Annotated in this window: 25 protein-coding genes; 5 read left to right on the plus strand and 20 right to left on the minus strand. The window is 45.4% G+C overall.

Features of this window, described 5'->3' with window-relative positions; translation table 11 throughout:
• Window positions 1-18 precede the first annotated feature (18 nt).
• The 3 genes from MHB62_RS11785 to mce are packed head-to-tail and all read right to left on the minus strand — an operon-like array spanning window position 19 to window position 3,090.
• Window positions 19-1,134 (minus strand): tripeptidase T, encoded by a 1,116-nt coding sequence (locus tag MHB62_RS11785; protein WP_003230352.1) that lies wholly within the window; start codon window positions 1,132-1,134, stop codon window positions 19-21.
• 17 nt (window positions 1,135-1,151) lie between these two features.
• A complete protein-coding gene (locus MHB62_RS11790) occupies window positions 1,152-2,675 on the minus strand; it encodes an acyl-CoA carboxylase subunit beta (protein WP_074794484.1) in 1,524 nt (507 codons plus the stop codon).
• On the minus strand, window positions 2,668-3,090 hold the full coding sequence (mce, locus tag MHB62_RS11795) for a methylmalonyl-CoA epimerase (protein WP_004399095.1): 423 nt from the start codon (window positions 3,088-3,090) through the stop codon (window positions 2,668-2,670). Before mce ends, MHB62_RS11790 begins: the two co-directional genes overlap by 8 nt.
• Before the next feature lie 89 nt (window positions 3,091-3,179).
• On the opposite strand from mce, the gene prli42 reads away from it, so the two are divergent.
• Entirely contained in the window at window positions 3,180-3,272 is a 93-nt protein-coding gene (gene prli42, locus MHB62_RS11800) for a stressosome-associated protein Prli42 (RefSeq protein ID WP_003226489.1), read from the plus strand.
• Window positions 3,273-3,291: 19 nt separating this feature from the next.
• On the opposite strand, the gene MHB62_RS11805 is transcribed toward prli42, so the two are convergent.
• From MHB62_RS11805 to brxB, 6 genes are all read right to left on the minus strand, one after another.
• A complete protein-coding gene (locus MHB62_RS11805) occupies window positions 3,292-3,822 on the minus strand; it encodes a L,D-transpeptidase (protein ID WP_017696449.1) in 531 nt (176 codons plus the stop codon).
• A gap of 51 nt (window positions 3,823-3,873) precedes the next feature.
• Window positions 3,874-4,842, minus strand: coding sequence for an aromatic acid exporter family protein (locus MHB62_RS11810; protein ID WP_032722082.1), 969 nt, complete (start codon window positions 4,840-4,842; stop codon window positions 3,874-3,876).
• A gap of 70 nt (window positions 4,843-4,912) precedes the next feature.
• Window positions 4,913-5,635, minus strand: a complete 723-nt coding sequence (gene artR / locus MHB62_RS11815) for an arginine ABC transporter ATP-binding protein ArtR (protein ID WP_003230342.1) — start codon at window positions 5,633-5,635, stop codon at window positions 4,913-4,915.
• The gene (artQ, locus tag MHB62_RS11820) at window positions 5,628-6,287 is read right to left on the minus strand and encodes an arginine ABC transporter permease ArtQ (RefSeq protein ID WP_003230340.1); all 660 of its coding nucleotides are present in this window, start codon (window positions 6,285-6,287) and stop codon (window positions 5,628-5,630) included. Before artQ ends, artR begins: the two co-directional genes overlap by 8 nt.
• Window positions 6,288-6,367: 80 nt before the next feature.
• Window positions 6,368-7,135 carry an arginine ABC transporter substrate-binding protein ArtP gene (artP, locus tag MHB62_RS11825; protein WP_004398706.1) on the minus strand — a complete coding sequence of 256 codons (768 nt, stop codon included), beginning with the start codon at window positions 7,133-7,135 and terminating at the stop codon, window positions 6,368-6,370.
• Between the two features lie 267 nt (window positions 7,136-7,402).
• A complete protein-coding gene (gene brxB, locus MHB62_RS11830) occupies window positions 7,403-7,840 on the minus strand; it encodes a bacilliredoxin BrxB (protein ID WP_003226477.1) in 438 nt (145 codons plus the stop codon).
• A gap of 160 nt (window positions 7,841-8,000) precedes the next feature.
• On the opposite strand from brxB, the gene MHB62_RS11835 reads away from it, so the two are divergent.
• The 3 genes from MHB62_RS11835 to bmrR all read left to right on the plus strand — a co-directional run bounded on the left by MHB62_RS11835 (window position 8,001) and on the right by bmrR (window position 11,073).
• Window positions 8,001-8,894, plus strand: a complete 894-nt coding sequence (locus tag MHB62_RS11835) for a diacylglycerol kinase family lipid kinase (protein WP_032722084.1) — start codon at window positions 8,001-8,003, stop codon at window positions 8,892-8,894.
• A gap of 100 nt (window positions 8,895-8,994) precedes the next feature.
• Complete coding sequence (gene bmr / locus MHB62_RS11840) at window positions 8,995-10,164, plus strand: multidrug efflux MFS transporter Bmr (protein ID WP_003230328.1); 1,170 nt, start codon at window positions 8,995-8,997, stop codon at window positions 10,162-10,164.
• Between the two features lie 72 nt (window positions 10,165-10,236).
• On the plus strand, window positions 10,237-11,073 hold the full coding sequence (bmrR, locus tag MHB62_RS11845) for a multidrug efflux transcriptional regulator BmrR (RefSeq protein ID WP_003230325.1): 837 nt from the start codon (window positions 10,237-10,239) through the stop codon (window positions 11,071-11,073).
• 54 nt (window positions 11,074-11,127) lie between these two features.
• Here bmrR and bfmBB read toward each other — a convergent pair whose 3' ends face one another.
• The 8 genes from bfmBB to MHB62_RS11885 all read right to left on the minus strand — a co-directional run bounded on the left by bfmBB (window position 11,128) and on the right by MHB62_RS11885 (window position 21,199).
• Entirely contained in the window at window positions 11,128-12,402 is a 1,275-nt protein-coding gene (gene bfmBB / locus MHB62_RS11850; RefSeq protein ID WP_032722087.1) for a branched-chain alpha-keto dehydrogenase complex dihydrolipoyllysine-residue (2-methylpropanoyl)transferase, read from the minus strand.
• A gap of 22 nt (window positions 12,403-12,424) precedes the next feature.
• Window positions 12,425-13,408: a 3-methyl-2-oxobutanoate dehydrogenase subunit beta gene (gene bfmBAB / locus MHB62_RS11855; RefSeq protein WP_004398638.1), complete on the minus strand. Its 984-nt coding sequence runs from the start codon at window positions 13,406-13,408 to the stop codon at window positions 12,425-12,427.
• A 13-nt stretch (window positions 13,409-13,421) separates the two neighbouring features.
• Entirely contained in the window at window positions 13,422-14,414 is a 993-nt protein-coding gene (gene bfmBAA, locus MHB62_RS11860; protein ID WP_015251748.1) for a 3-methyl-2-oxobutanoate dehydrogenase subunit alpha, read from the minus strand.
• A 21-nt stretch (window positions 14,415-14,435) separates the two neighbouring features.
• The gene (gene lpdA / locus MHB62_RS11865) at window positions 14,436-15,860 is read right to left on the minus strand and encodes a dihydrolipoyl dehydrogenase (RefSeq protein WP_015714228.1); all 1,425 of its coding nucleotides are present in this window, start codon (window positions 15,858-15,860) and stop codon (window positions 14,436-14,438) included.
• 20 nt (window positions 15,861-15,880) lie between these two features.
• A complete protein-coding gene (buk, locus tag MHB62_RS11870; RefSeq protein ID WP_003230311.1) occupies window positions 15,881-16,972 on the minus strand; it encodes a butyrate kinase in 1,092 nt (363 codons plus the stop codon).
• 18 nt (window positions 16,973-16,990) lie between these two features.
• Complete coding sequence (gene bcd, locus MHB62_RS11875; RefSeq protein WP_003230309.1) at window positions 16,991-18,085, minus strand: branched-chain amino acid dehydrogenase; 1,095 nt, start codon at window positions 18,083-18,085, stop codon at window positions 16,991-16,993.
• A gap of 11 nt (window positions 18,086-18,096) precedes the next feature.
• A complete protein-coding gene (gene yqiS / locus MHB62_RS11880; protein ID WP_015714229.1) occupies window positions 18,097-18,996 on the minus strand; it encodes a phosphate butyryltransferase in 900 nt (299 codons plus the stop codon).
• Between the two features lie 124 nt (window positions 18,997-19,120).
• Window positions 19,121-21,199 carry a sigma-54-dependent Fis family transcriptional regulator gene (locus tag MHB62_RS11885; protein WP_015714230.1) on the minus strand — a complete coding sequence of 693 codons (2,079 nt, stop codon included), beginning with the start codon at window positions 21,197-21,199 and terminating at the stop codon, window positions 19,121-19,123.
• Window positions 21,200-21,351: 152 nt separating this feature from the next.
• On the opposite strand from MHB62_RS11885, the gene MHB62_RS11890 reads away from it, so the two are divergent.
• Window positions 21,352-21,588: a DUF2627 domain-containing protein gene (locus MHB62_RS11890; RefSeq protein ID WP_003230304.1), complete on the plus strand. Its 237-nt coding sequence runs from the start codon at window positions 21,352-21,354 to the stop codon at window positions 21,586-21,588.
• A 41-nt stretch (window positions 21,589-21,629) separates the two neighbouring features.
• On the opposite strand, the gene prpB is transcribed toward MHB62_RS11890, so the two are convergent.
• Genes prpB through mmgD form a run of 3 tightly spaced genes read right to left on the minus strand, consistent with a single transcriptional unit; the run spans window position 21,630 to window position 25,103 of the window.
• Window positions 21,630-22,535, minus strand: coding sequence for a methylisocitrate lyase (gene prpB / locus MHB62_RS11895; protein WP_003230302.1), 906 nt, complete (start codon window positions 22,533-22,535; stop codon window positions 21,630-21,632).
• A gap of 16 nt (window positions 22,536-22,551) precedes the next feature.
• Window positions 22,552-23,970, minus strand: coding sequence for a bifunctional 2-methylcitrate dehydratase/aconitate hydratase (locus MHB62_RS11900; RefSeq protein WP_003230300.1), 1,419 nt, complete (start codon window positions 23,968-23,970; stop codon window positions 22,552-22,554).
• A gap of 14 nt (window positions 23,971-23,984) precedes the next feature.
• Entirely contained in the window at window positions 23,985-25,103 is a 1,119-nt protein-coding gene (gene mmgD, locus MHB62_RS11905) for a citrate synthase (protein WP_003230298.1), read from the minus strand.
• Between the last annotated feature and the right edge of the window lie 31 nt (window positions 25,104-25,134).

A 25,134-nucleotide genomic window follows, 5' to 3' on the forward strand; every position in this document is an offset into this window, starting at 1 on the left:
CACTCGGGTTTTCTTTTTTTATTTTGCCGCCTCTTCAATAATGGCAACAACCATTTCTGCCGTTTTAACGAGCTCTTCGATCGGCATTTTTTCATTTTTTGTATGGATTTGCTCATAACCGACAGCAAGATTGACCGTCGGGATGCCATGACCAGCGATTACGTTCGCGTCGCTTCCGCCGCCGCTCGTTTGCAGCTCGCTTGGACGTCCGATTTTAGCAGCCGCTTTTTTCGCGATTTCAACAACTTGGTCGCCGTCTTGATATTTAAAGCCCGGATACATAACCTCAATTTCGACTTCTGCGCGTCCGCCCATATCAGCAGCTGCCTCTTCAAAAGCAGCTTTCATTTTTTGAACCTGAGCTTCCATTTTCTCAGGAACTAAAGAGCGCGCTTCAGCAAGAATATGAACTTCGTCGCACACAATGTTTGTTTGTGTGCCGCCTTCAAACCGGCCGATATTAGCTGTTGTTTCTTCATCGATACGGCCCAATGGCATTTTTGAAATGGCTTTGCTAGCGATTGTAATCGCTGAAATGCCTTTTTCAGGTTCAACCCCGGCGTGCGCGGTTTTCCCGAAAATTGCCGCTCTTACCTTCGCCTGTGTCGGCGCGGCCACAATGATATTTCCGACTTTTCCGTCTGAATCAAGAGCATAGCCGTAGGATGCAGTGATCATAGAACGGTCAAGAGCCTTCGCTCCGATCAGACCCGATTCTTCCCCTACTGTGATGATGAATTCAATCGTGCCGTGTTCAATGTTTTCTTCTTTCAGCACCTTAATCGCCTCAAACATTGCAGCCAATCCCGCTTTATCATCAGCGCCTAAAATCGTCGTGCCGTCAGTTTTGACGTAACCGTTCTCTACAACTGGTTTTACGCCGTTTCCGGGTACAACTGTGTCCATATGAGATGTAAAATAGATCGTATCTGTTTGTTTTGTCCCTTTTAGCGTGCAAATCAGGTTACCGGCTCCGTGGCCCGTGATATCCATTGTATCGTCTTCTTTAACGTCCACACCTAAATCAGAAAATTTTCGTTTCAGCACTTTGCAGATTTCAGCTTCGTGCTTTGTTTCTGAGTCAATTTGGACAAGCTCTAAAAATTCTTCCAGCAGACGTTTTTCATTCACCATTTGTAAGTCCCTCCATATTAAAGCGGTATGTTACCGTGCTTTTTTTTCGGTCTCTCTTCTGTCTTATGTGCAAGCATATGAAAAGCTTGAATCAGTTTTCCCCTTGATTCTTCCGGCAAAATGATGTCATCGACCATTCCACAAGCGGCCGCTTTGTATGGGCCGGCGTTTTGCTTTTTGTATTCAGCTGTTTTTTCGCGTTTCGTCTTTTGCGGGTCAGCTGAAGCTTTGATTTCCTTTTCATACAAAATCGATGCCGCACCTTCTGGACCCATCACTGCGATTTCAGCATTCGGCCATGCAAACACAAGGTCCGCTCCGATCGCTTTGCTGTTCATGGCCACATAGGCGCCGCCGTACGCTTTTCTAATGATAAGTGTGACTTTTGGGACAGTCGCTTCAGCATAAGCAAACAATAATTTTGCTCCATGCCTGATGATTCCATTGTGCTCTTGCTGAATACCCGGCAGAAACCCCGGGACATCTTCGACAGTCAATAGCGGGATATCAAATGCGTCACAAAAACGGATGAACCTTGCTGCTTTATCAGCAGCGTCAATCGTCAGGCTTCCCGCCAGATGCTTCGGCTGGCTCGCCACGATGCCGATTGCTTTTTCACCCAGCCTTGCAAACCCAATGACAATGTTCTTCGCAAAAAATGGCTGAATCTCAAAAAAAGATTGCGGGTCAGCCAGCTCCCTAATCACCTTCCGAACATCATAAGGCTTTGTCGTATCAGCAGGGACAAGACGGTTTAATAACGGTCTGGACGCCTCTTTCTCTGGCTTCGGCTCTGTTGTCCGGCCATTCAGCGGCAAATAAGACAGCAGTTTTCTCACCCCTGTCAGAACCTCCTTCTCCGTATGCCCGGAAAAGTGGGCGTTTCCGCTGACGGCATTATGTATCCCCGCTCCGCCTAAGCTCTCCGCATCAACCTGTTCCCCTGTCACTTTTTCAATCACCTTCGGGCCGGTAATAAACATCCGGCCGGTCTGTTCAGCCATAAATATAAAATCTGTGAGTGCCGGAGAATATACAGCGCCTCCAGCGCACGGCCCTAAAATAACCGATATTTGCGGAATGACTCCGGAATATAAGACGTTTCGGTAAAATATGTGACCGTATCCATCTAATGATAACACACCCTCTTGAATTCTCGCACCACCTGAGTCATTCAGCCCGATAATCGGCGCCTTATTTTTTGCTGCCAGATCCATCAAAGCGCAGATTTTCCTGGCATGGGTTTCGCCAAGCGCCCCTCCGTACACTGTGAAGTCTTGCGCAAATACATAAACTGAGCGACCGTCAATTGTGCCGTACCCTGTCACGACCCCATCCCCTAACATGCGCTGTTCTCTTGTTAACACTTGACTTTCCATGAAGGGGTGTAATTCGATAAAGCTGTCCTGATCTAGAAGAAATATGATCCTTTCCCGAGCAGTGAGCTTGCCCTTTTGCCGCTGCTGAGCCAGCTTTTCCCGTCCTCCGCCTTCTTCTGCCTGCTTGCGTTTCGTGTATAAATGATCCATGTGCTCATTCATGCTCATTGTGTTGGTCTCCTTTCGGTTCACAAAGCTCTACAAGAACACCGTTTGTTTCCCGAGGGGAAATAAACGCGATCTTTTTCCCGTTCGCTCCCTGTCTTGGAAACCTGTCAATCAATTGAACATGCTGATCAGACAATGCTTGAAGCTGTTCAGATAGGCAGTTGCACAAAAACGCAATATGATGCAGTCCCTGCCCTTTCTTCTCCAAAAATAAATGGACGGGGCTGTCAGCTGTCAACGGCTCTATCAGCTCAAGTTTGACGCTACCAGCTTGAAAAAAAGCAACATTCACCTTTTGCTCTTCAACCGTTTCTTGATGAAGAAATGCAAGCCCCAATACATTTTCATAAAAGCTTCTTGCATCTTTTATCGAAAAAACGGCTATCCCGATATGGTCAAGCCTGTTCATTTTCATCCCTGCTTTCGCTAATAGATATCGCTTGTCCGCCCATTCAAAACACGCTAAAATATAGACAGATTGTTTAAGGAGTGAAAATCATGTCTCAAAAACTGATGAAAAGCGTTTTGATCGTGATTTTGGGAGTTTTTATTCTTTCAACTGTACTCTCAGGAATCGTCATGTTTCTATAACGATAAAAAAGCAGGCGCCTTATTCAATGGGAATATCCTGCTTTTTTATCAGAGCTTTATGCTCGATGGCAATCTCCTCAAAAGAGCGGTTGTCGTCCGTGATCAGTACTCTCGTTCCTATTGGTATCGTTTGAAACAAATGAACGACCTCATCGTTATGCATACGTATACAGCCGTTAGACACAAATTTTCCTACTGATTCCTCTCGGTTTGTCCCATGAATTCCATAAATCCGCCCGTCCGTTCCTTTCGCGTCAAATCCGATCCATCTTGCCCCAAGCGGGTTATCAGGAGATCCCCCTTCAATATTTTTCTTTCTGTAGTAAGGATTTTCCGCTTTTACCGTTACCGAAAACTCTCCTTCAGGCGTCAAATCATCTGTTTTTCCAGTCGCCACACTATACACGCCTTCTACTTTGTTGTCGAGGATAACAGCAAGTTCATTTGTTCGCTTGTTGACAATAACATACGGATCACCCGGCAGCGGATTTTCGCCGAGCGGCCAAATCGGTGAAATCATCATGAAAATCGAACATAAGAAAAAACGCATAAGCTCCTCCTTTTTCATTAGGTTGACCAATGAAGGAAGAGCTCATGCGAATCATCCGAGTGATTTTTGCGCTTTTATTCCTTTAAAATAACTTTTAATCACTAAATATTGTTCCATTTCGCCGAGAAGGTGGAAGAGAGCGGCCCTCGCTTCAAATTCCTCTCTAGTCGCCGGAAGCGGCATCTCCTCAAATTCTTTTCTCATGTCAGCAAGTCTTTTCAGAAATTTGTACGCTGTATTCCCAGGGTGTATCGCCTCCCGCAAATCATGAATAAATTCAGCGATCATTTTTCCCTGATCTACCGTGATGGAGATCGATGTCACTTTAGGGAGAAGGCGTTCAATAATTTCAAATTGCTTTTCTCTCATTTTAAAATAATGATAATGCAGATTTTCGTAACGTAAAATGTGGTTTTGCACATCTCGATATGCCAGGTTTTTAGCCTCCGTAATAAGCTGGTGCGTTTCCGGAATTTCTTTTCCTGACCAATCTTGCTCACCAGTTAACAAATACCGTTCGATTTCTGCAAAAATGACAGCAAAGTTATCCTCTATCTTTTTACGGTAAACAATCAGCTTCCGATCAAGACTCGGCATATACAAGTTCATCAATAGAGCGACGCCGATGCCGACCGTAATCAGCTGAACTTCATTCCAGATGAAAGTAGGCGTAATGCCGCCGGACATGTATAAATGAAGGATAATAACAGAACTGGTGACGATACCCTCGTTAATTTTTAACAGAACCGTTATCGGAATGAATATCAAAAGAAGCGCTCCGATCACAAACGGGTGGTAGCCAATAAGCTCGAAAAAGAGATAAGAAAAAGCAATTGCCAGACAGCATGCCGCAAAGCGGGCCCATGAGGCCTGAAGCGACCGTTTTTGTGTGATTTGTATACACAAAATGGTGATGATTCCTGCTGATGCGAAGTTTTGCAAATGCAATAACTGGCTTATATAAATAGCCAAAGCTGTTCCTAGCGCGGTCTTTATTGTGCGGTAACCAATTTTAAACATGTCGGACTCCATTTCTATTTGTTTCTTCAATAAAAAAGAAGAGGCGGCCAGCCTTCTTCTTTTTTATATTCTATAATATTTTCTCTAAAAAGTCCTGCGCTCTTTTGGATTTTGGCGACATAAAAAATTCCTTCGGATTGCCATCCTCGACAATCATTCCTTGGTCCATAAACAGCACGCGGTCTGCCACTTCTTTTGCGAAGCCCATTTCATGTGTGACAATCACCATGGTCATGCCGGTTTCGACCAGCTCTTTCATCACCTGTAGCACTTCTTTAACCATCTCTGGATCAAGGGCGGAGGTCGGCTCGTCAAACAGCATGATGTCCGGATTCATCGCAAGAGCCCTGGCAATCGCGACACGCTGTTTTTGTCCGCCAGACAAACGGTTTGGATAGTCATTTCGCTTTTCAAACAAACCGACTTTGCGGAGCAGGTCCTCAGCTTTCTCCTGTGCAGCCTGTTTTGTTTCTTTTTTTACATTGACAGGCGCGTACATGATGTTTTCGAGAACCGTTTTGTGCGGAAAGAGATGAAAATGCTGAAAAACCATCCCGATGTTTTCCCGGACCTTTAATGTGTTGGTTTTTGGCTTCGTAATCTCTGTGTCTTTTATTGTAATGGTTCCGCCGTTAGGCTTTTCCAACAGGTTTAAACAGCGTAAGAACGTTGATTTGCCTGAGCCTGAAGGACCGATCACGGCAACAACCTCACCCTCAGCGATTGTTGTTGAAATGTTTTTTAATACTTCGTGTTTCCCAAATGATTTTGACAGCTTTTCAACCTTAATCATTGGATTTCAGCTTCCTTTCTACAGCCTTGCCGATAAACGTTAAAATCAGGACAAGCACATAATAAATCAATCCCGCGATAATGAGCGGCTCAAGGTAATTGTAAGTGGCGGCGCCAGCTTGATATGCGCGTCTCATGACATCACCAAGCCCGATGACGGTGACGATCGCCGATTCTTTTGTTAACGTAATTAATTCATTCACAATTGCAGGTGATATATTTTTGAAGGCCTGCGGCAGCAGCAGATCCTTCATCATTTTTCCATACGGGACACCGAGTGCAACAGCAGCTTCTTTTTGCCCTTTATCAATGGCATTGATTCCGGCTCTGATAATTTCCGATACATAAGCGGCGGAATTCAAAGACAATGCGACAACCGCAGCCCAAAACTGGTCAATTTGAAATCCGAGCAGCTGAGGAAGGCCAAAATAGACAATCATAAGCTGCAGCACTAAAGGCGTGCCTCGGAACACTGATGTATAAAAATCAGCGATCCAGATAAACGGGCGGAATGTGCTGATCTTGCATAAGCTTAGCACAATACCGAGTATAAGTCCGATAATAGCAGATACAACAACAATTTTTAATGTAATTGCCAAGCCTTCTAATATAAAAGGAATTTGGGGGATCGTTGCTGAAAAATCCAAATTCATAGCCTTTGTCTCCTTTTCTTACAGGAAAAAAGTTTCCTATTCAATAAAAAGGCTCAACGAAAAAGTTGAGCCGCTTTTTTTTACTTCTCGCCAGTGAACCATTTTTTCTTCAATTTCTCAAGCTCTCCGTTATCTTCCATTTCCTTGAGCGCTTTATTGAATTTGTCTGTCAGTTCACTGTCCTTTCTGAAAGCAATTGCTGAACCGGCCTCTTCCGCTTTCGCATCAGGAATCACGAAGCCTTGCAGGTCATCATTTGATTTGAAATACCCTTCTGCAACAATGTCTTCAATTATCGCGGCATCGAAACGGTCAGATTTGATTTCCTGCACCAAATCAGAAATTCTGTTGCGGTCTTCTGTTTTAAAACCATATTCCGGAGAAAGCTCTTTCCCCTTCTCTTCCTGAATAGAGCCAAGCTGAACGCCAACTGTTTTTCCTTTCAGGTCTTTCAAAGATTGAATGCCGCTGTCTTTTTTGCTGACAATCATATGGTTCGCTGTGTAATACACATCGGAAAAATCAACTTGTTTTTTACGCTCAGGCGTTGGTGTCATTCCTGACAGAACGAGATCCACCTGTTTTGATTTAAGCGCTGTAATTAAGCTGTTGAAGTCCATATCCTGCACTTCAATTTCATAGCCTGCCTTCTTTGCCAGAGCTTTTGCCAGCTCTACATCAAAGCCGACAATATTATCTCCTTCTTTATATTCAAACGGTTTGTAATCCGCCGAAGTACCCATAATTAATTTTTTCTTTCCGCTTTCTGAACCTGAATTGCTTGAGCCGCACGCAGTTAATGCAAAGGTGATGCAAGCAGCTACAAGTAATAAGAGCCATTTTTTCATGATCCATTTCCCCCGTATTCATTACTTTTGGTGTGTTTGAATATTTATTCGTTAATTTGTATTTTAAACAGTTTCTCATTTTTATGCAATACTATTTTTAAAAATTATCTTTAAGCTTATCTTTCCAGTGATCTCTTCTGATATTACTAGATAAAAATTAAATCGCTGTACAATCCGATTGAATAATCCCTTAATATTTATTCATATATCCTTGGAAATTTATGCACAAAAAAACCCGGGCTGCTTTGAGCATCCGGGTTGTTCGTCTTATACTTCTTCACAATATTCTTCAAAGGCTTCCTGCAGCTTTGCCACTACGGCCATCGGCTCGTGGCCTTCAATTTCATGACGCTCTACCATTTTCATGATCTTTCCGTCTTTCAAAATCGCAAAGGACGGAGAAGATGGCGGATAACCTTCAAAATAGTCTCGCGCACGCGCTGTCGCTTCTTTATCCTGTCCGGCAAAAACGGTGACGAGCTGATCAGGTCTTTTATCATAGTGAACGGAATGGTAGGCTGCCGGTCTTGCAATTCCTCCGGCGCATCCGCAAACAGAGTTTACCATGACGAGCGTCGTTCCTTTTTTCGTAAGTGCCTCATCCACCTCTTCGGCTGTTTTAAGCTCGGTGTATCCGGCAGCTGTTATTTCTTGTCTCGCTTGGCGAACAATATCATTCATAAATAAATTAAAGTCCATGTTCAATGAAGACCTCTCCTTTTTCATCATCTGTTCTTATGATAGCAAGGAAACGTCCATATCGGCAAATGACTTTGCTTCGCCGTGCACTTTTTTTGCTCTTCGTTTACTGCTTACAGAAAAAGGGGATTATATAACTAGAAGTAAAATAAAGGAGCAGTTGTATATGAGCCACAGGAAAGCGTTACTGATTCATAACGGAAATGCCGGTAACAAAAATATAGAAAAAGCACTTGGTGCTGTGGTGCCGGTTTTATCTCACCATTTAGATGAGGTGATTATTAAGCAGACAAAGAAAAAGGATGATGCGTATCATTTTTGCCAATCCATTGATGATTCTGTCGACACCGTCTTCATTCTCGGCGGCGACGGCACGATCCATCAATGCATAAATGCTATCAGCGCTCTAGAAAGAAAACCCGCGGTCGGAATTTTACCTGGCGGCACGTGCAACGACTTTTCAAGAGTGCTTGGCATCCCTCAAAATCTTGCAAAGGCCGCGGAAGCACTTATGGCAGGAAAAAAAACCAGCGTAGACGTATGTCAGATGAATGACCGTTATTTTTTGAATTTCTGGGGGATCGGCTTAATTGCAGAAACGTCGAATCAAATCAACGAAACGGAAAAAGCATTATTGGGAAAAATCAGCTATTTTACAAGTGCCTTGCGAACCGTCTCATCCGCTGCATCGTTTCCGATGACATTGAAAATTGATGGAGAAGAAATTAAAGAAGAAGCCGTTATGCTGCTTGTGATGAATGGCCAATACATTGGAACGAATCGAATTCCTCTGCCCGATGCCAGTATTGAAGACGGCTTACTCGATGTTCTCATATGCCGCAATACCAACCTCACCGCGCTGAGGGAGCTGATGAGCATGGAACAGGGCTCAATTGATCGTTTTACCGGAGAGCTGTCCTATGTCCAGGCCTCCCGTATCGAGATTGAAACAGACACTGCCAAAAAGGCGGATATGGATGGAGAAGTTTATACATATACACCCGCAGTCATTCAGGTCCTGCCTCAGCATATCGACATGCTTGTTCCCGCAAATGAATAACTGTCATAAGGCTTTAGAAAGATTTTGCAAATCCGTTGACTCTCCCCTAGGAGGAGGTCTTACAGTATAAGGGATACACACTTGAAAAAGGGGAAGTCATATGGAGAAGAAAAATATTACCTTAACTATATTATTAACCAATTTATTTATTGCTTTTTTGGGGATCGGGCTTGTGATTCCAGTAACGCCGACCATTATGAATGAATTACATTTATCGGGGACCGCGGTCGGCTATATGGTTGCCTGCTTCGCTATTACACAGCTCATTGTCTCACCAATAGCCGGACGATGGGTTGATCGCTTCGGGCGCAAGATCATGATCGTGATCGGCCTGTTGTTCTTTAGTGTGTCGGAGTTTTTGTTCGGCATTGGAAAAACAGTTGAGATGTTATTTATCTCCCGTATGCTGGGCGGTATCAGCGCAGCCTTCATTATGCCCGGGGTCACGGCTTTTATTGCAGATATCACGACCATTAAAACACGGCCAAAAGCGCTCGGTTATATGTCAGCCGCTATTTCAACAGGATTTATTATCGGCCCCGGCATCGGGGGATTTTTAGCAGAAGTCCATTCCCGGCTGCCTTTTTTCTTTGCGGCAGCTTTTGCACTGTTAGCAGCCATTTTATCAATCCTCACGCTGCGCGAGCCGGAACGAAACCCTGAAAATCAGGAAATAAAAGGACAGAAGACAGGCTTTAAACGAATTTTTGCCCCCATGTATTTCATAGCTTTTCTCATTATCTTAATTTCGTCTTTTGGTTTAGCATCATTTGAATCTTTATTTGCATTATTCGTGGATCATAAATTCGGATTTACGGCCAGCGACATTGCCATTATGATTACAGGAGGAGCGATTGTTGGCGCCATTACGCAAGTCGTCTTATTCGACCGCTTCACAAGATGGTTTGGCGAAATCCATTTAATTCGGTACAGCTTAATTCTCTCTACGAGTCTGGTATTCTTGCTGACAACAGTACATTCATATGTTGCGATTCTGTTGGTGACAGTCACCGTATTTGTCGGATTTGATCTCATGCGGCCTGCGGTAACGACTTACCTGTCAAAGATTGCGGGAAATGAACAGGGGTTTGCCGGCGGTATGAATTCAATGTTTACAAGTATCGGCAATGTATTCGGGCCTATTATCGGCGGAATGCTGTTCGATATAGATGTAAACTATCCTTTCTACTTTGCAACGGTCACCTTAGCCATAGGGATTGCACTGACCATTGCTTGGAAAGCGCCTGCACATCTTAAAGCCAGCACGTGATAAGAAGCGCATTCTTTGTGTACTGCAAAGAATGCGCTTCTTCTTTATACTGATGATAGAAGGAGTGATGGCATGAAGGAATCGTATTACTCAATTGGGGAAGTATCAAAACTGGCAAACGTGTCGATAAAAGCGCTCCGTTATTACGATAAAATTGATTTATTTAAACCAGCCTACGTCGACCCGGATACCAGCTACCGCTATTATACAGATTCTCAGCTCATTCATCTGGATTTGATCAAATCATTGAAATATATCGGCACACCTTTAGAAGAGATGAAAAAAGCACAGGACTTAGAGATGGAAGAACTGTTTGCTTTTTATACAGAGCAGGAGAGGCAAATCAGGGAGAAATTAGACTTTTTATCAGCCCTGGAGCAAACCATTTCATTGGTGAAAAAGCGGATGAAACGGCAGATGGAATATCCCGCGCTCGGTGAGGTGTTTGTTTTAGATGAAGAAGAAATACGGATCATTCAGACAGAGGCAGAAGGAATCGGGCCTGAAAACGTGCTCAACGCCTCCTACAGCAAATTAAAAAAATTTATCGAGTCAGCAGATGGATTTACGAACAATAGCTACGGCGCTACTTTCTCTTTTCAGCCCTACACCAGCATTGATGAAATGACTTACCGTCATATTTTCACGCCTGTATTGACGAATAAACAGATTTCATCAATTACGCCGGATATGGAAATCACAACGATCCCTAAAGGGAGGTATGCGTGTATCGCGTATAATTTTTCGCCTGAACATTATTTTCTCAACTTACAGAAGCTTATCAAATATATCGCAGACCGCCAATTAACAGTTGTCAGTGATGTATACGAGTTAATCATACCGATTCATTACTCCCCGAAAAAACAAGAAGAATATCGTGTCGAAATGAAAATACGAATCGCTGAATAATAGAAAAAGAGCATTTTTTGAAACAAAACTTCAAAAAATGCTCTTTTTTCTTATTTAGTAAACAGATGTCTTCTCGTCAATCGATTCTAAAATTTGTTTCACTCGTCCCAGGAATCGTCCGCATACGAGACCGTCAAGCACTCTGTGATCTAAGGACAGACACAGATTAACCATGTCTCTGACAGCAATCATGCCATTGTCCATGACAACCGGGCGTTTGACGATGGATTCTACTTGAAGAATCGCAGCCTGAGGGTAGTTGATAATGCCCATCGACTGAACAGACCCGAACGAACCTGTGTTGTTGACGGTAAACGTGCCTCCCTGCATGTCATCTGCTGAGAGTTTTCCGTCTCTTACTTTTTTGGCAAGACCGGTAATTTCTTTCGCAATGCCTTTAATTGTTTTTTCATCAGCGTTTTTAATCACCGGAACAAATAAAGAATCCTCTGTGGCAACTGCAATTGAAATATTGATATCCTTTTTCTGAATAATTTTGTCGCCCGCCCACATGCTATTCATTTGCGGGAATTCTTTTAACGCCTGAGCGACCGCTTTTACAAAAAAGGCGAAGAACGTTAAATTAAAGCCCTCTGTCTTCTTAAAGGAATCTTTTATACTGTTGCGATATGCAACCATATTTGTGACGTCGACTTCCATCATCGTCCAAGCATGCGGAATTTCTGTTTTGCTTCGCTTCATATTGGAAGCAATTGCTTTTCTTACACCTGTGACAGGGATTTCTTTATCACCGGCTGCAGACGCAGGATATGACGTCTCTTCTTTTGGCTCAGGTTTTGATGCAGACTTCGGTGCAGGAGCTGCTGTTTTCGGCTCCTCAGCCTTCTGTTCTTGTACGCCGCCTGTTTCAATTAAGCGCTGAATATCTTTTCGTGTGATGCGCCCGCCGGCACCTGTTCCTGTTACTTGATCGAGGTCAATGCCGTGCTCTCCGGCCAAACGGAGTACAGCTGGCGAGTAGCGCTTTTTATTGGGCTGATCAGCTGCTTCGGCACTTTTTGCAGCAGGCGTCTCAGCGGCTTTTGAAGCAGCTGGCTGTTCTTGTTTTTGTTCAGCCGGATTCGCGCCTTCTGTTTCAATTTTGCAAATCACTTCTCCGACTTGCAAGGTTTGGCCTTCTTCTCCCACAAGCTCTGTTATCGTACCAGTAAAAGAAGACGGAACCTCTGCATTTACCTTATCTGTCATGACTTCCGCGATTGGATCGTATTTGTTCACTTTATCACCGGGGGCGACAAGCCATTTGCTGATCGTCCCCTCTGTTACGCTTTCTCCAAGCTGCGGCATCGTCATTTGTTCAATTGCCATGATTGTATCCTCCCTTACGTCTTTAAAACTCCGCTAATTCTCTCATCGCCGCTTCCACTTTATCAGGATTGACCATAAAGTATTTTTCCATTGTCGGCGCATAAGGCATAGCCGGAATATCAGGACCTGCAAGCCGTTTGATCGGCGCGTCTAAGTCGAACAGACAATGCTCGGATATAATTGCGGCTACTTCGCTCATGATGCTGCCTTCTTTTGTATCTTCTGTGACCAAAAGAACCTTTCCAGTTTTGGACGCAGCTTCGATGATGGCTTCTTTATCAAGCGGGTAAACTGTTCTTAAATCCACCACATGCGCTGAAATGCCATCTTTTTCGAGACGTTCTGCAGCTTGTAAGGCGAAGTGGACACACAGACCGTATGTGATCACTGTGATGTCGTCGCCTTCCCTTTTTACGTCCGCCTTGCCGATTGGCAGGACATAATCATCAGCCGGAACCTCTCCCTTTATCAGACGGTATGCGCGCTTGTGCTCAAAAAACAGCACGGGGTCTTCGTCACGAACTGCGGCTTTTAAGAGCCCTTTCGCGTCATATGGTGTTGATGGCATGACAATTTTCAGTCCGGGCTGGTTGGCGAAAATTGCTTCGACTGATTGAGAATGATACAGGGCTCCGTGCACGCCTCCGCCGTATGGCGCTCTGACGACAATCGGACAGCTCCAGTCATTGTTGCTGCGGTAGCGGATTTTAGCCGCTTCAGAAATAATTTGGTTGACTGCCGGCATAATGAAATCAGCAAACTGCATTTCAGCAATCGGTCTCATTCCGTACATTGCCGCTCCGATACCGACTCCTGCGATCGCAGATTCAGCAAGCGGCGTATCCATAACGCGCTCTTCCCCAAATTGTTCATAGAGTCCCGCTGTCGCTTTAAACACACCGCCTTTTCTTCCTACATCTTCCCCAAGGACGAAAACGCGAGAATCTCGTTCCATTTCTTCTTTCATCGCCAAATTGATTGCATCAATATATGACATTACTGACATTTGTTCTTCCTCCCTACTTCGCATACACATAATCAAGCGCTGACTCAGGAGCTGCATATGGGGCGTTCTCCGCTTCATCCGTCGCTTCATTTACGATTGCCATAATTTCATCCAGCATGGTTTGTTCTATCTCATCGGACAACAGGCCTGTTTCCTTTAAGTAAGCTTGATAAGTAAGCAGGGGATCACTTTTTTTCGCTTCCTCTACTTCTTCACGGCCTCTGTAGCTGCTGTCATCGTCATCACTGGAATGTGGTGTAAGGCGGTAAGAAATCGTTTCAATTAATGTCGGGCCTTCTCCTCTGCGTGCCCTTTCGCGTGCTTCTTTAACCGCTTGATAAACTTCCAGCGGATCATTTCCATTCACAGTTACGCCAGGCATCCCATAGCCTATGGCACGGTCGGAAATGTTCTCACATGCGACTTGCTTATCGTAAGGCACTGAGATTGCGTATTTGTTGTTTTCACACATAAAAATAACCGGCAGCTTATGGACAGCGGCAAAGTTTGCCCCTTCATGGAAATCGCCTTGGTTTGAAGACCCTTCCCCGAATGTAACAAAGGCTGCGATATCCTTTTTCTCCATACGTCCCGCAAGCGCAATACCGACTGCGTGCGGCACTTGCGTTGTAACCGGAGATGATCCCGTCACAATGCGGTTTTTCTTTTGTCCGAAATGTCCTGGCATCTGGCGGCCTCCTGAGTTCGGATCTGCTGCTTTTGCAAACCCGGACATCATTAAGTCCTTTGCTGTCATGCCAAACGCGAGCACGACACCCATGTCTCTGTAGTACGGCAATACATAATCCATTTCACGGTCAAGTGCGAAAGCCGCTCCTACCTGTGCTGCTTCCTGTCCTTGACAAGAGATTACAAATGGAATTTTGCCAGAACGGTTTAACAGCCACATTCTTTCATCGATTTTTCTTGCTAACAGCATGGTTCTATACATATCAACGGCTTCCTGATCAGTCAGCCCTAGTGCTTGATGTCGGTTTATACTCATTCAAGCCCCTCCTTTATGCTTTTAAAAATGAATGGCTTTGCCATCTGCGGCAAGCGCTGCTTCTCCAATTGCTTCAGAAAGCGTTGGATGCGGGTGAATCGTTTGCCCGACCTCCCACGGCGTTGCGTCCAGCACTTTGGCAAGACCCGCTTCAGAAATCATGTCGGTGACATGCGGGCCGATCATATGAACGCCGAGAATATCATCTGTATCTCGGTCCGCCACGATTTTGACAAAACCGTCGCTTTCACCGTATACAAGCGCTTTTCCAATCGCCATAAATGGGAACTTGCCGATTTTGACATTATGCCCGTTCGCCTTTGCTTCGTCTTCTGTTAAGCCGACACTGGCAGCTTCAGGGCTTGAGTAAATGCACTTCGGCACAAGCGTCGGATCAAGCGGATGCGGATTGAGACCTGCAAAATGCTCAACAGCAATAATTCCCTCATGTGAAGCAACGTGAGCTAACTGCAGGCCACCGATTACGTCTCCGATTGCATAAATATGAGATTCCTTCGTTTGGCAGCTTTCATTGACTGAAATCATGCCATTTTCAGTAACAATATCGGTGTTCTCTAGGCCGATGCCTTCGATATTTGTCTGTCTGCCGATGGAAACAAGCATTTTCTCAGCAGAGTAGGTAACGGTTTCTCCGTCTTTTTCCGCTTGTATGCTGATATCGTCTGATGTTTTTGTCATTGTGTCAGGCAGCACTTTTGCCCCTGTTATGAACTGGATGCCTTTTTTCTTAAGAAGACTTTCCATTTCTTTTGAAATCTCTAGATCTTCAGTCGGCAATATGCGATCCGCGTATTCAATAACCGTTACCTTCACACCAAAATCATGAAGCATAGACGCCCATTCGATACCGATAACCCCTCCGCCGACAATGATGATTGATTGTGGCAGCTCCTCCATTTGGAGCGCCTCATCTGAAGTCAGTACAGACTTACCGTCCGCTTCAAGACCCGGAAGCATTCTCGGTCTTGATCCTGTTGCAATGATCACTTGTTTCGGGATCAGCATGTCATTTTCTTCGCCATTTCCCCGCTCAACAGAAATTGTTCCCGGCAGCGGAGAGAAGATTGACGGTCCAAGAATACGTCCATATCCGGTGTACACGTCAATTTTTCCTTTTTTCATTAAATGATTTACACCCGCTGCAAGCTTATCAACAACGGCTTGCTTACGCTGCTGCACTTTTTCAAAGTTGAGGGACACGCCAGCCGTTTCCACTCCGAATTGATCGGCTTCACGAGCTGTCCGGTATACCTCTGCGCTTCTAAGCAGCGCTTTACTCGGGATACAGCCTTTATGCAGACATGTTCCCCCGAGTTTTTCCTTTTCCACAACGGCTGTTTTTAAGCCGAGCTGAGCGGCTCTGATGGCCGCAACATAACCGCCGGTACCGCCGCCCAGAATGACTACGTCATACTCAGTTGCCATGGTGACTCACTCCTGTCTGTCTATTCAATACGATATTGTTTGGATTGCTCTTCGCCCTGCAATACTCTTAGCGCCCCTTGGGCAAGAGACTGCAGTTCATTTTCACCCGGATAAACTAAAACGTCTGAAATCCAATCTATGTATGATCTGATAGCAGAAACAAAGCTTTTTCCGTACGCAAGGCCTCCCGTCAGCACAATCGCTTCAACTTCGCCTTTTAACGCCGCGCTGGCTGCCCCGATTTCCTTTGCTACCTGATATGCCATGGCATCATAAATGAAGCGGGCTTTTTCATCGCCCCCTTGAATCATCTGTTCCACTTTTACTGCATCATTTGTACCGAGATAGCCTAAAAGTCCGCCGGTGCCAACAAGCTTTTTCATGATTTCTTCTTTTGTATATTCCCCTGAAAAACATAGATCAACAAGATCTCCCGCAGGCACTGTTCCTGCTCGTTCAGGACTGAATGGTCCCTCGCCGTGCAGGCCGTTATTGACATCCACCACTCGCCCGCGGTCATGGACGCCAATTGTAATACCTCCGCCCATATGGGTAATAATCATTTTCATGTTCTCATATCGTTTGCCAAGGGAGGCTGCCGCTTTACGAGCGACAGCTTTTTGGTTTAACGCATGGAAAATGCTTTTCCTTTCAATTTCAGGCATGCCTGAAACTTTCGCAAGCACTGACATTTCGTCTACGACAACAGGGTCGACGATATACGAAGGGATATTCAGGCCGTCAGCGATTTCCCGCGCGATAATGCCGCCGAGATTAGAAGCATGCTGACCGGCGTAGCCGCTTTTCAAATCCTCAATCATCTCATCATTCACTACGTAGGTCCCGCCTTCAATTGGCCGGAGAAGGCCGCCTCTTGCGCAGACTGCATCAAACTTTGAAATATTGATTCCCTGTTCATGAAGCGTTTCGAGAATATGGTTTTTACGAAATTCATACTGATCAATAATTCGGTCAAATCGCTGCAGCTCTTCTATGTTGTGTCTCAATGTTTTTTCAAAAATGCTTCTTTCGTTATGAAAAACACCGATTTTCGTTGAAGTTGAGCCTGGATTAATTGTGAGAATGCGTTTTTCGTCATGTAGCACTTTCATAACCTCCAGATCAATTTCTTAACGTCTGCTTAATACACTGTGGCCGTTTTGCAAAAACTGGCTTCTTGAGCGGCGCATGCGTTCAATCCGTTCCTCTGCTAAGCGGTCAGCCGCTAAATATGCAGGAATGCCGTCACGCTGAGAAATCTCAAGTACACGCTCGATATTGCCGTAAATGCCTTCAACTTTTTTCAATGCACGTTCTGCATTATAGCCGTAAAGCTCATCTGCCACGTTGATGACACCACCCGCGTTAATCACGTAATCCGGTGCATAAACGATGCCCATTTCGTGAATTTGATCACCATGGCGTGTCTCTTTTAATTGGTTGTTAGCCGCACCTGCGATCACTTTCGCCTTCAGCTGTTTAATGGTATCGTCGTTAATAGTCGCACCAAGGGCACACGGCGCATAAATATCGCAGTCTTGTGAATAAATGTCATCAGGATCTACCGCACGGGCGCCAAAATCTTCAACTGCACGCTGTACAGATTGTTTGTTGATATCCGTAACGATTAAGTTTGCTCCTTCTTCATGCAGGTGGCGGCAAAGGTTATAGGCTACGTTCCCAACACCCTGTACAGCAATGGTTTTTCCTTCAAGAGAGTCGGTTCCGAAAGCAGCTTTAGCTGCTGCCTTCATTCCTCTGTACACCCCGTACGCTGTGACTGGGGACGGATTTCCAGAAGAGCCGAAAGCAGGAGAAATCCCTGTGACATAGTCTGTCTCATCATGAATGATATCCATATCCTCGACCGTTGTGCCCACATCTTCAGCCGTGATGTATCTGCCGTTCAGCCCTTGAATATAGCGGCCAAACGCGCGGAACATTTCTTCATTTTTGTCTTTGCGCGGATCGCCGATAATGACTGTTTTTCCGCCGCCAAGGTTTAAGCCGGCCGCCGCGTTTTTATAGGTCATGCCTCTAGCCAATCTGAGCGCATCTTCAATTGCCGCTTCTTCATTTTCATATGTCCACATTCTCGTTCCGCCAAGCGCCGGACCAAGCGTTGTATCATGAATCGCGATAATCGCTTTTAATCCAGATTGTTCATCCTGGCAGAATACCAATTGTTCGTAATCGTATTTCTCCATATATTTAAAAAGTTCCATGTTCGTTCCTCCTAATGTGTGTATTCTTCAGATGCGCATATTGCCAGCGCAATGGAATACAGTTTATTTTCAGCAGAGTCCGCTCTGCTTGTTAAAGCAATCGGTGCTTTTGCTCCTGTAATGACAGCCGCCACGCTGGCCTTGGCAAAATAAATCAGTGATTTATATAAAATATTGCCGGCCTCAATTGTTGGGACGAGAAGGATATCTGCGTTGCCCGCTACGTCTCCCGAAATTTTTTTCTGAGCCGCGGCAATTTGTGAAACTGCGTTATCCAAAGCAAGCGGTCCATCAACAATGCAGCCTTTGATCTGTCCCCTTTTGTACATTTGAGCTAGAGCAGCTGCATTCACGGTTGCTTCCATTTTTGGGTTCACCGTTTCGACCGCTGCAAGGGCAGCTGCTTTTGGCATATTGTTCCCCACTGCATGGGCCACATGAACGGCATTTTGCAAAATCTGCCGAAGCTCTTCCAGCGAAGGAGCAATATTCATTGCCGAATCTGTCACAAACATCAGCCGGTCAAAATCCGGTATATCGAATACAGCCACGTGAGAAAGGACACTTGCTGACCGAAGCCCCTCCTGTCTGTTCAATACCGCTTTAAGCAAAACAGAAGTCGGCACATTGCCTTTCATTAAAACGTCCGCTGTTTTATGATGCACAGCACGAACCGCTAATTTCGCCGATTCCTCAGGAGTATCGGCATGGACGATTTCCACTTGATGCCCTTGCATGAATGATGTCAGCTCGTTCAGTTTTGTGCTGTCGCCCGTTAACAAGAAACGGGCAGATAGGTGCTCGGCTGCCAGCTTTACAGCCCGGATCACTTCCTCATCCTCAGCATGAGCAACCGCAATGGTCTTATTTTTGTGTATCGACGCTTTGCCGATTAAATCTTTCAGCTTCATCTGTTACCACCTTTCTTGTTTCGACTCCGCCTTTTATTATGCAAGTTCCATGCCAGCTCTTAAGGGTGCTGTCATACCAGGTATATTGAAACATTCGTGCAGATGTTTGCGTTTATTCTGCAAATTATTGCATGCCTTCATTTGCAAGGCCATATTTATCCATTTTGTAATATAAGTTCCGAATGCTGACACCGAGAGCTTTTGCTGTTTTTGTCCGGTTAAAATGATGCTTTTCAAGCGTTTGCTGGATCAAATGTGCTTCAAATTTTTCTACTGCGACAGACAGCTTTTCGCCTTCAATATCCGGAAAATCAAAACCTGTTCCCTGGTCTGTGTCATTTTCTTTTTGCTCAAGTTCGAATACAGGCAAGTGATCTTTTTCAATCCATTCCATATGCGGATTCAGAAAAATCATGGCTCGTCCAAGGACATTTTCAAGCTCCCGGACATTCCCAGGCCAATGGTAGGCAGATAAGGCGCGCAAGGCTTGCTGTGAGAGCCCTTTTACATTCCTGCCGTAATCCCGGTTGATCTTTTGGATAAGTCTGACGCTCAGTGCTTCAATGTCCTCCAACCGCTGACGCAAAGGCGGGATGGAGATCGGATAGCGGTTGATCCGGTAATACAGGTCTTCCCGGAACGTTCCGTCCGCCATCGCCTTTTCAATATTTACATTTGTCGCCGCGATCACTCTGACGTTGACAGGGATCGCTTTCGTGCCGCCCACTCTGACGATTTCCTTTTCTTGAAGGACGCGTAGCAATTTGGCCTGCATATTTTGTGTCAGCTCACCGATTTCATCTAAGAAAATACTGCCGTTATTTGCTTCCTCAAATAAACCCTTTTTACCGCCGCGCTTCGCTCCTGAAAACGCGCCATCCTCATAGCCGAACAATTCTGATTCGAGCAGGTTTTCAGAAAGGGCTGCACAATTCACGCGAATAAATTTATTGTATTTCCGGTCACTTTCGTTATGGATGGCATGGGCGAACAGTTCTTTTCCTGTTCCTGATTCCCCGCGCAGCAAGATGGTTGCCGGTGTTTTCGCACCGAGCTTCGCCTGCTCAAGCGCAACCAGCATTTGCTCGCTTTTGCCGATAATGTCGTCAAACGTGTATTTCGCTTCAAGCGTGCGAATAATTTGTCTGGCGCGATTAAGCTCCGCTGTCAGCATTTTAATTTCGGAAACATCGTGAATCACGCCGACGCTGCCTTTCAAAATCCCGTCCACAATCACCGGTGCTACATTAACGATGACCTCTTTTTCATTCGGGCCGACCTTCATTCTGACACCGCGGACAGGACGTCTTGTTTCAAGCACCTTTAAATGCATGCTTTCGCCTTCGGAAATATCAGTGTTTGCAGGCTTGCCGATGACTTCTTTTTCAGAAAGCCCCGTCATTTTCGTATACGCTTTATTGATTAGCAGGCCGATGCCGTTTTCATCAACGACAGAAATCGCCTCATCGGAGGATTGAATAATCGCCTCCAGCATCGTACGGACCTGCTTTAAGTTGGTCACTTCCTCTGCCAGCTCGACCGCATCAGTGATATCTTTAAACACACAAAGAGCCCCGAGCAGACGTCCGCCTTCATCAATAATCGGCAGCCTTGTGGTCACAATTTGCAAATGATCGCCTAACAGCTGCTTCTGGTTGTATTCAGGCACTCTTGTTTTTAAAATCCGCGGCATCTTAGTGCTCGGAATCACTTCTTTTATTGGGCGCCCAATGACTTCCTCACGTTTTTTCCCGACCATTTTTTCGGCCATATGGTTAAAGAGAATGATTTCTTCATTGATATCAATAAAAATCATTCCATCATGGGTGGAATTAAAAATTCTGTCATATTTATAGGTTTGCTCTTTTAGCATTTGAATCAGGTGCTGCTTTTCTTCCATCAGCTGAAAAACGATGTATGCCATTTTTCCCGGCATGACAATGGTATCTTCATGCTTTCTTTGAAGGAGCTCGTCAAACACGGCTTGATCGCCGGTAGTATGAATGACGATATCCGGTTTTTGTTGTATGTAAGGTTTCCAATCAGATGAAACGGCAATCCCATACTGTTCTGCTTCTTTCAATCCCGGCGCCTCGGAGTCTTTGTCAACTACGGCAATTATATCTATGATGGCTGTTTTAATCAGAATATGTAATAACGCCGTTCCCCTTTTGCCGGCACCTACTATCAGTACCTTTTGCATCCCGATACCCCTTTGTATGAAAAAATTTGCATACCTATTTATTCCGTTGCAATAATTTGCACAACCCTATGTTACCACGTTTTCTTCTCTTGACAAAATATTTTTTCCGCTGGACAATAAAGGAAATGAAAAGATAAAGGGGTTTTCTGAAGATGAGCCGACTTCTTGCGCTTTTAATATTAGTCATCCCCGGGGCTATTTCTGCTTTAGGCATTAAACTGATGAGAGATACACTTTTCGGTCATACAATCAAGCCATTTTCAGCTCTTTGGCTCCAAGGGTTGTCAGGATTCATCTTTTTTGCGATCGGCCTCTATGTGCTGGCCGGGTTCATTTTATACAGAGACAGAAAACGCAATCAAGTCAGCCCGCGATTCAGAAAACGATAGCTGAAAAAAAGCCGGAGAATGCTCCGGCTTTTTTTGTTGCATTATTCGTCAGGCAAAACGGTCTTGGCAATCGTTTTATCTAACGCTTCATAGTCATAATAAGAAATCGTATCGTACAGTTCTTTTCGTGTCTGCATATCATGAAGTCCTTCTTTTTGTGAGCCGTGCTCCTTCATCAAACCAAACATCCGCTCACAAGCTTTTGCCGCCGCTCGAAGCGAGGTGACAGGATATATCACCATGTGAAACCCCATATCTTCGAATTCATCGGCACGATAATATGGCGTTTTCCCAAATTCAGTCATATTCGCAAGGAGCGGAACGGGGATACGCTCAGCAAACTGGCGGAATTCATTCTCCGCCTGTAGCGCTTCCGGGAAAATTGCGTCCGCTCCCGCCTCAATGTAAGCCTCTGAACGTTTTATTGCGGCAGCAAGCCCTTCCTGCGCCCTGGCATCAGTACGGGCAACAACAATAAGGGAGGGTGCCGCTTGTTTAATGGCTTTTATTTTTTGCGCCATTTCCTTTATCGGAACTAGCTGTTTGCCATTTAAATGTCCGCATTTTTTTGGGAGCTGCTGGTCTTCTATTTGAACGGCTGCTACCCTTGCTTCAAGCATCTCCCGGGCTGTTCGGGCGGCATTTAAGACACCGCCAAATCCCGTATCGATATCCACAAGCAGAGGCAGATCAGCTGCACGCACAAGATCTTTGGCCCGTTCAGCTATCTCTGCCGATGTGATGATCCCTAAATCAGGCAGCCCCCTGCTGGCTGTATAGGCAGCACCGGACAAATAAATAGCAGAAAAACCGGCTTCTTTCGCAAGCAAAGCGGCCATCCCGTCATGGGCGCCGGGAATTTGAAGAATGTCCGGTGCTGACATCAGCTTGCGGAAACGCCCGGCAAGCTCCTCTTGTGACGATTGCTTATTGACGATCCACGACATGAAACAAATCCCCCTTTTACATGCAGAACATGTCTACGAATTCATTTACGCGCATCGTTTGTAATGTCTCATAGCTGGTACAGCGCTCATAAATGTGTTTGTGCTGTTTATCAGGAAAATGGGTTTTGAGATTGTCAGAAAACTTTTCCAGCAGTTTCGGCACTGCTTCCTCTCTTCGAAAACGATGGCCGAGGGGAAACTCACATTCCACCATTTCCGTGCTCGTTCCGTCTTTAAAATGAACCTGAACGGCATTTGAGATGGAACGTTTATCAGGTTTTAAATAATCCTCGGTATATGTTTTATTTTCAGTCACTTCCATTTTATCACGAAGTTTATCTATCCTCGGATCACTCGCTGTTTCAGCTTCATAATGCTGTGCGGTGATATCACCAAAAAGCAAACCGATTGCTGTAATGTATTGGAGGCAGTGATCACGGTCTGCCGGATTGTGGAGCGGGCCTTTTTTATCAATGATTCGGATAGCTGATTCATGCGTTCTGATGACAACTCGGTCAATCTCGTCAATCCGGTTCTTTACCTGCGGGTGAAGAATGACGGCGGACTCCGCCGCTGTCTGGGCGTGAAATTCCGCAGGATAAGACACTTTAAATAACACATTTTCCATGACATAAGCGTCGAGCGGACGGGCAAGCTTGATCTCTTTCTTATTGAATAAAACGTCTTGGAACCCCCAACCCGGTGCACTCAAGGCTGTCGGATAACCCATTTCCCCTTTTAACGACATCAGCGCCAAATGAACACCTCTGCTCGTTGCATCTCCTGCCGCCCATGATTTACGCGAGCCTGTATTCGGTGAATGGCGGTATGTCCTCAATGCTGCATTGTCAATCCATGCATTCGAAAGCGCATTTTTGATTTCTTCTCTTCCGCCGCCCAAAAGCTTTGCTGCAACAGCAGTTGTCGCAACTTTGACAAACAGCACATGGTCAAGGCCAACTCGATTTAAGCTGTTTTCTAACGCCAGCACACCTTGGATCTCGTGTGCTTTGATCATCATCTCAAGTACGTCGCGTACCGTTAACGGCTCTTTTCCTTCAGACAGCCTCACTCTTGATACATAATCAGCAGCGGCAAGGATTCCTCCCAAGTTATCGGATGGATGCCCCCACTCCGCCGCCAGCCACGTATCGTTGTAATCGAGCCAGCGAATCATGCAGCCAATATTAAACGCTGCCCTCACAGGATCGAGAACATATGACGTTCCCGGCACTTTGCTTCCATTCGGCACAGTCGTTCCTGGAACAATCGGGCCAAGCAGCTTTGTGCATTCCGGATACCGTAGCGCCAAGATTCCGCAGCCCAGGGTATCCAGCAATACATGCCCCGCTGTTGTATACGCTTCGGCACTAGTAATCTCTTTCTCAAGCACATAGTCTGTGATTTCTTCGATAACACGATCCGTTTTCGGCATTCTACCAGCTCCTTTCATGATTTTGTTTGATATCGCGGGCCCATGTAACTGACACGGGGACGGAAGAGCCGATTATTGGCATGCTGTTCGATCACATGGGCGCATAAACCGGACGTTCTCGCGCTGAAAAAGATCGGCGTATATAAAGGAATCGGTATGCCGAGCATCCAATACACTGGGGCAGCATAGTAATCCAAATTCGGGTAAAGCCCTTTTTCCTTCTCCATCAGCCGCTCACCCGCTTCGCACATCTCATATAAACGATGGTCACCGGCTTTATCGCATAATTGCTGCAGCGCCTCTTTCATCATGAGTGCTCTCGGGTCCATTTTTTTCATATACACCCGGTGGCCGAAGCCCATGATTTTTTCTTTTCTTTTCAGTTTTGTTTGCAAAAGCTGCTCAAAATCAGATGTCGTTTTTGCCTCCAAAAGCAAATACATCACAGCTTCGTTTGCTCCTCCGTGAAGATTCCCTTTCAGGGAAGCGACAGCCCCAGTCAAAGCCCCATAAAGATCTGAATGTGTAGATGCAATGACCCTGGCCGCAAAGGTTGAATTCGGCATCTCATGCTCACTGTACAGGACGAGCGACCGGTCAAAAATCTGTTCTTCCAATGAAGACGGCAATTTCCCTGTCATCATGTAGAGAAAATTCGCACTGTAGGATAGGGTTTGAAGCGGAAGAATCGGTTCTTTCTTATTAATGATCCTGTAGCTGGCAGCAGTGAGGGCAGGCATTTTCCCAAGAAGCTGATAGGCGCGTTCTTTGTTTGCGGAAGGAGACCGATCATCAATTTGCCGATCATAGCCAGCAAGTGCCGACAGGCCGGTACGCAGACCATCCATTGGATGAGTGTCCTCAGGGAGCAGCTCAAGCAGACGGAGATGATCAGCAGGCAGGCTTGAGGCACTGTTTATTTTACGTTCCAGCGTTTCCATTTCACTTTCTTCTGGCAGCCTGCCCTCCAGCAATAAATGGACAAGCTCCAGATAGCTTTTTGTTTCAGAAAGTTCTATTAAATCATAGCCTCTTATCAAAATCTGGCTGGACTGCGTGTCAAGATAAGAAATATGAGTTTCTGCCGCAATCACACCGTCCAACCCTGGAGAATAATGCTGTTTCTCCTCCATATCCTCAACCTCCGTTTTTGCGTTTTTTGTC

Origin of the sequence: Bacillus sp. FSL K6-0255 (assembly GCF_045040725.1) — a bacterium.
Classification (GTDB): domain Bacteria; phylum Bacillota; class Bacilli; order Bacillales; family Bacillaceae; genus Bacillus; species Bacillus subtilis.

Bases quoted from the DNA above. Each gene is read 5' to 3' on its own strand.
- MHB62_RS11890 (WP_003230304.1), top strand. From the start codon at position 21,352: ATGAGCCGACTTCTTGCGCTTTTAATATTAGTCATCCCCGGGGCTATT.
- MHB62_RS11810 (WP_032722082.1), bottom strand. From the start codon at position 4,842: ATGTTTAAAATTGGTTACCGCACAATAAAGACCGCGCTAGGAACAGCT.
- MHB62_RS11785 (WP_003230352.1), bottom strand. From the start codon at position 1,134: ATGGTGAATGAAAAACGTCTGCTGGAAGAATTTTTAGAGCTTGTCCAA.
- bmrR (WP_003230325.1), top strand. From the start codon at position 10,237: ATGAAGGAATCGTATTACTCAATTGGGGAAGTATCAAAACTGGCAAAC.
- buk (WP_003230311.1), bottom strand. From the start codon at position 16,972: ATGAAAGTGCTACATGACGAAAAACGCATTCTCACAATTAATCCAGGC.
- prli42 (WP_003226489.1), top strand. From the start codon at position 3,180: ATGTCTCAAAAACTGATGAAAAGCGTTTTGATCGTGATTTTGGGAGTT.
- bfmBB (WP_032722087.1), bottom strand. From the start codon at position 12,402: ATGGCAATTGAACAAATGACGATGCCGCAGCTTGGAGAAAGCGTAACA.
- artQ (WP_003230340.1), bottom strand. From the start codon at position 6,287: ATGAATTTGGATTTTTCAGCAACGATCCCCCAAATTCCTTTTATATTA.
- prpB (WP_003230302.1), bottom strand. From the start codon at position 22,535: ATGTCGTGGATCGTCAATAAGCAATCGTCACAAGAGGAGCTTGCCGGG.
- artP (WP_004398706.1), bottom strand. From the start codon at position 7,135: ATGAAAAAATGGCTCTTATTACTTGTAGCTGCTTGCATCACCTTTGCA.
- MHB62_RS11790 (WP_074794484.1), bottom strand. From the start codon at position 2,675: ATGAATGAGCACATGGATCATTTATACACGAAACGCAAGCAGGCAGAA.
- bfmBAA (WP_015251748.1), bottom strand. From the start codon at position 14,414: ATGAGTATAAACCGACATCAAGCACTAGGGCTGACTGATCAGGAAGCC.
- yqiS (WP_015714229.1), bottom strand. From the start codon at position 18,996: ATGAAGCTGAAAGATTTAATCGGCAAAGCGTCGATACACAAAAATAAG.
- MHB62_RS11885 (WP_015714230.1), bottom strand. From the start codon at position 21,199: ATGCAAAAGGTACTGATAGTAGGTGCCGGCAAAAGGGGAACGGCGTTA.
- bfmBAB (WP_004398638.1), bottom strand. From the start codon at position 13,408: ATGTCAGTAATGTCATATATTGATGCAATCAATTTGGCGATGAAAGAA.
- mmgD (WP_003230298.1), bottom strand. From the start codon at position 25,103: ATGGAGGAGAAACAGCATTATTCTCCAGGGTTGGACGGTGTGATTGCG.
- MHB62_RS11835 (WP_032722084.1), top strand. From the start codon at position 8,001: ATGAGCCACAGGAAAGCGTTACTGATTCATAACGGAAATGCCGGTAAC.
- bmr (WP_003230328.1), top strand. From the start codon at position 8,995: ATGGAGAAGAAAAATATTACCTTAACTATATTATTAACCAATTTATTT.
- lpdA (WP_015714228.1), bottom strand. From the start codon at position 15,860: ATGGCAACTGAGTATGACGTAGTCATTCTGGGCGGCGGTACCGGCGGT.
- mce (WP_004399095.1), bottom strand. From the start codon at position 3,090: ATGAACAGGCTTGACCATATCGGGATAGCCGTTTTTTCGATAAAAGAT.
- MHB62_RS11805 (WP_017696449.1), bottom strand. From the start codon at position 3,822: ATGCGTTTTTTCTTATGTTCGATTTTCATGATGATTTCACCGATTTGG.
- MHB62_RS11900 (WP_003230300.1), bottom strand. From the start codon at position 23,970: ATGCCGAAAACGGATCGTGTTATCGAAGAAATCACAGACTATGTGCTT.
- artR (WP_003230342.1), bottom strand. From the start codon at position 5,635: ATGATTAAGGTTGAAAAGCTGTCAAAATCATTTGGGAAACACGAAGTA.
- bcd (WP_003230309.1), bottom strand. From the start codon at position 18,085: ATGGAACTTTTTAAATATATGGAGAAATACGATTACGAACAATTGGTA.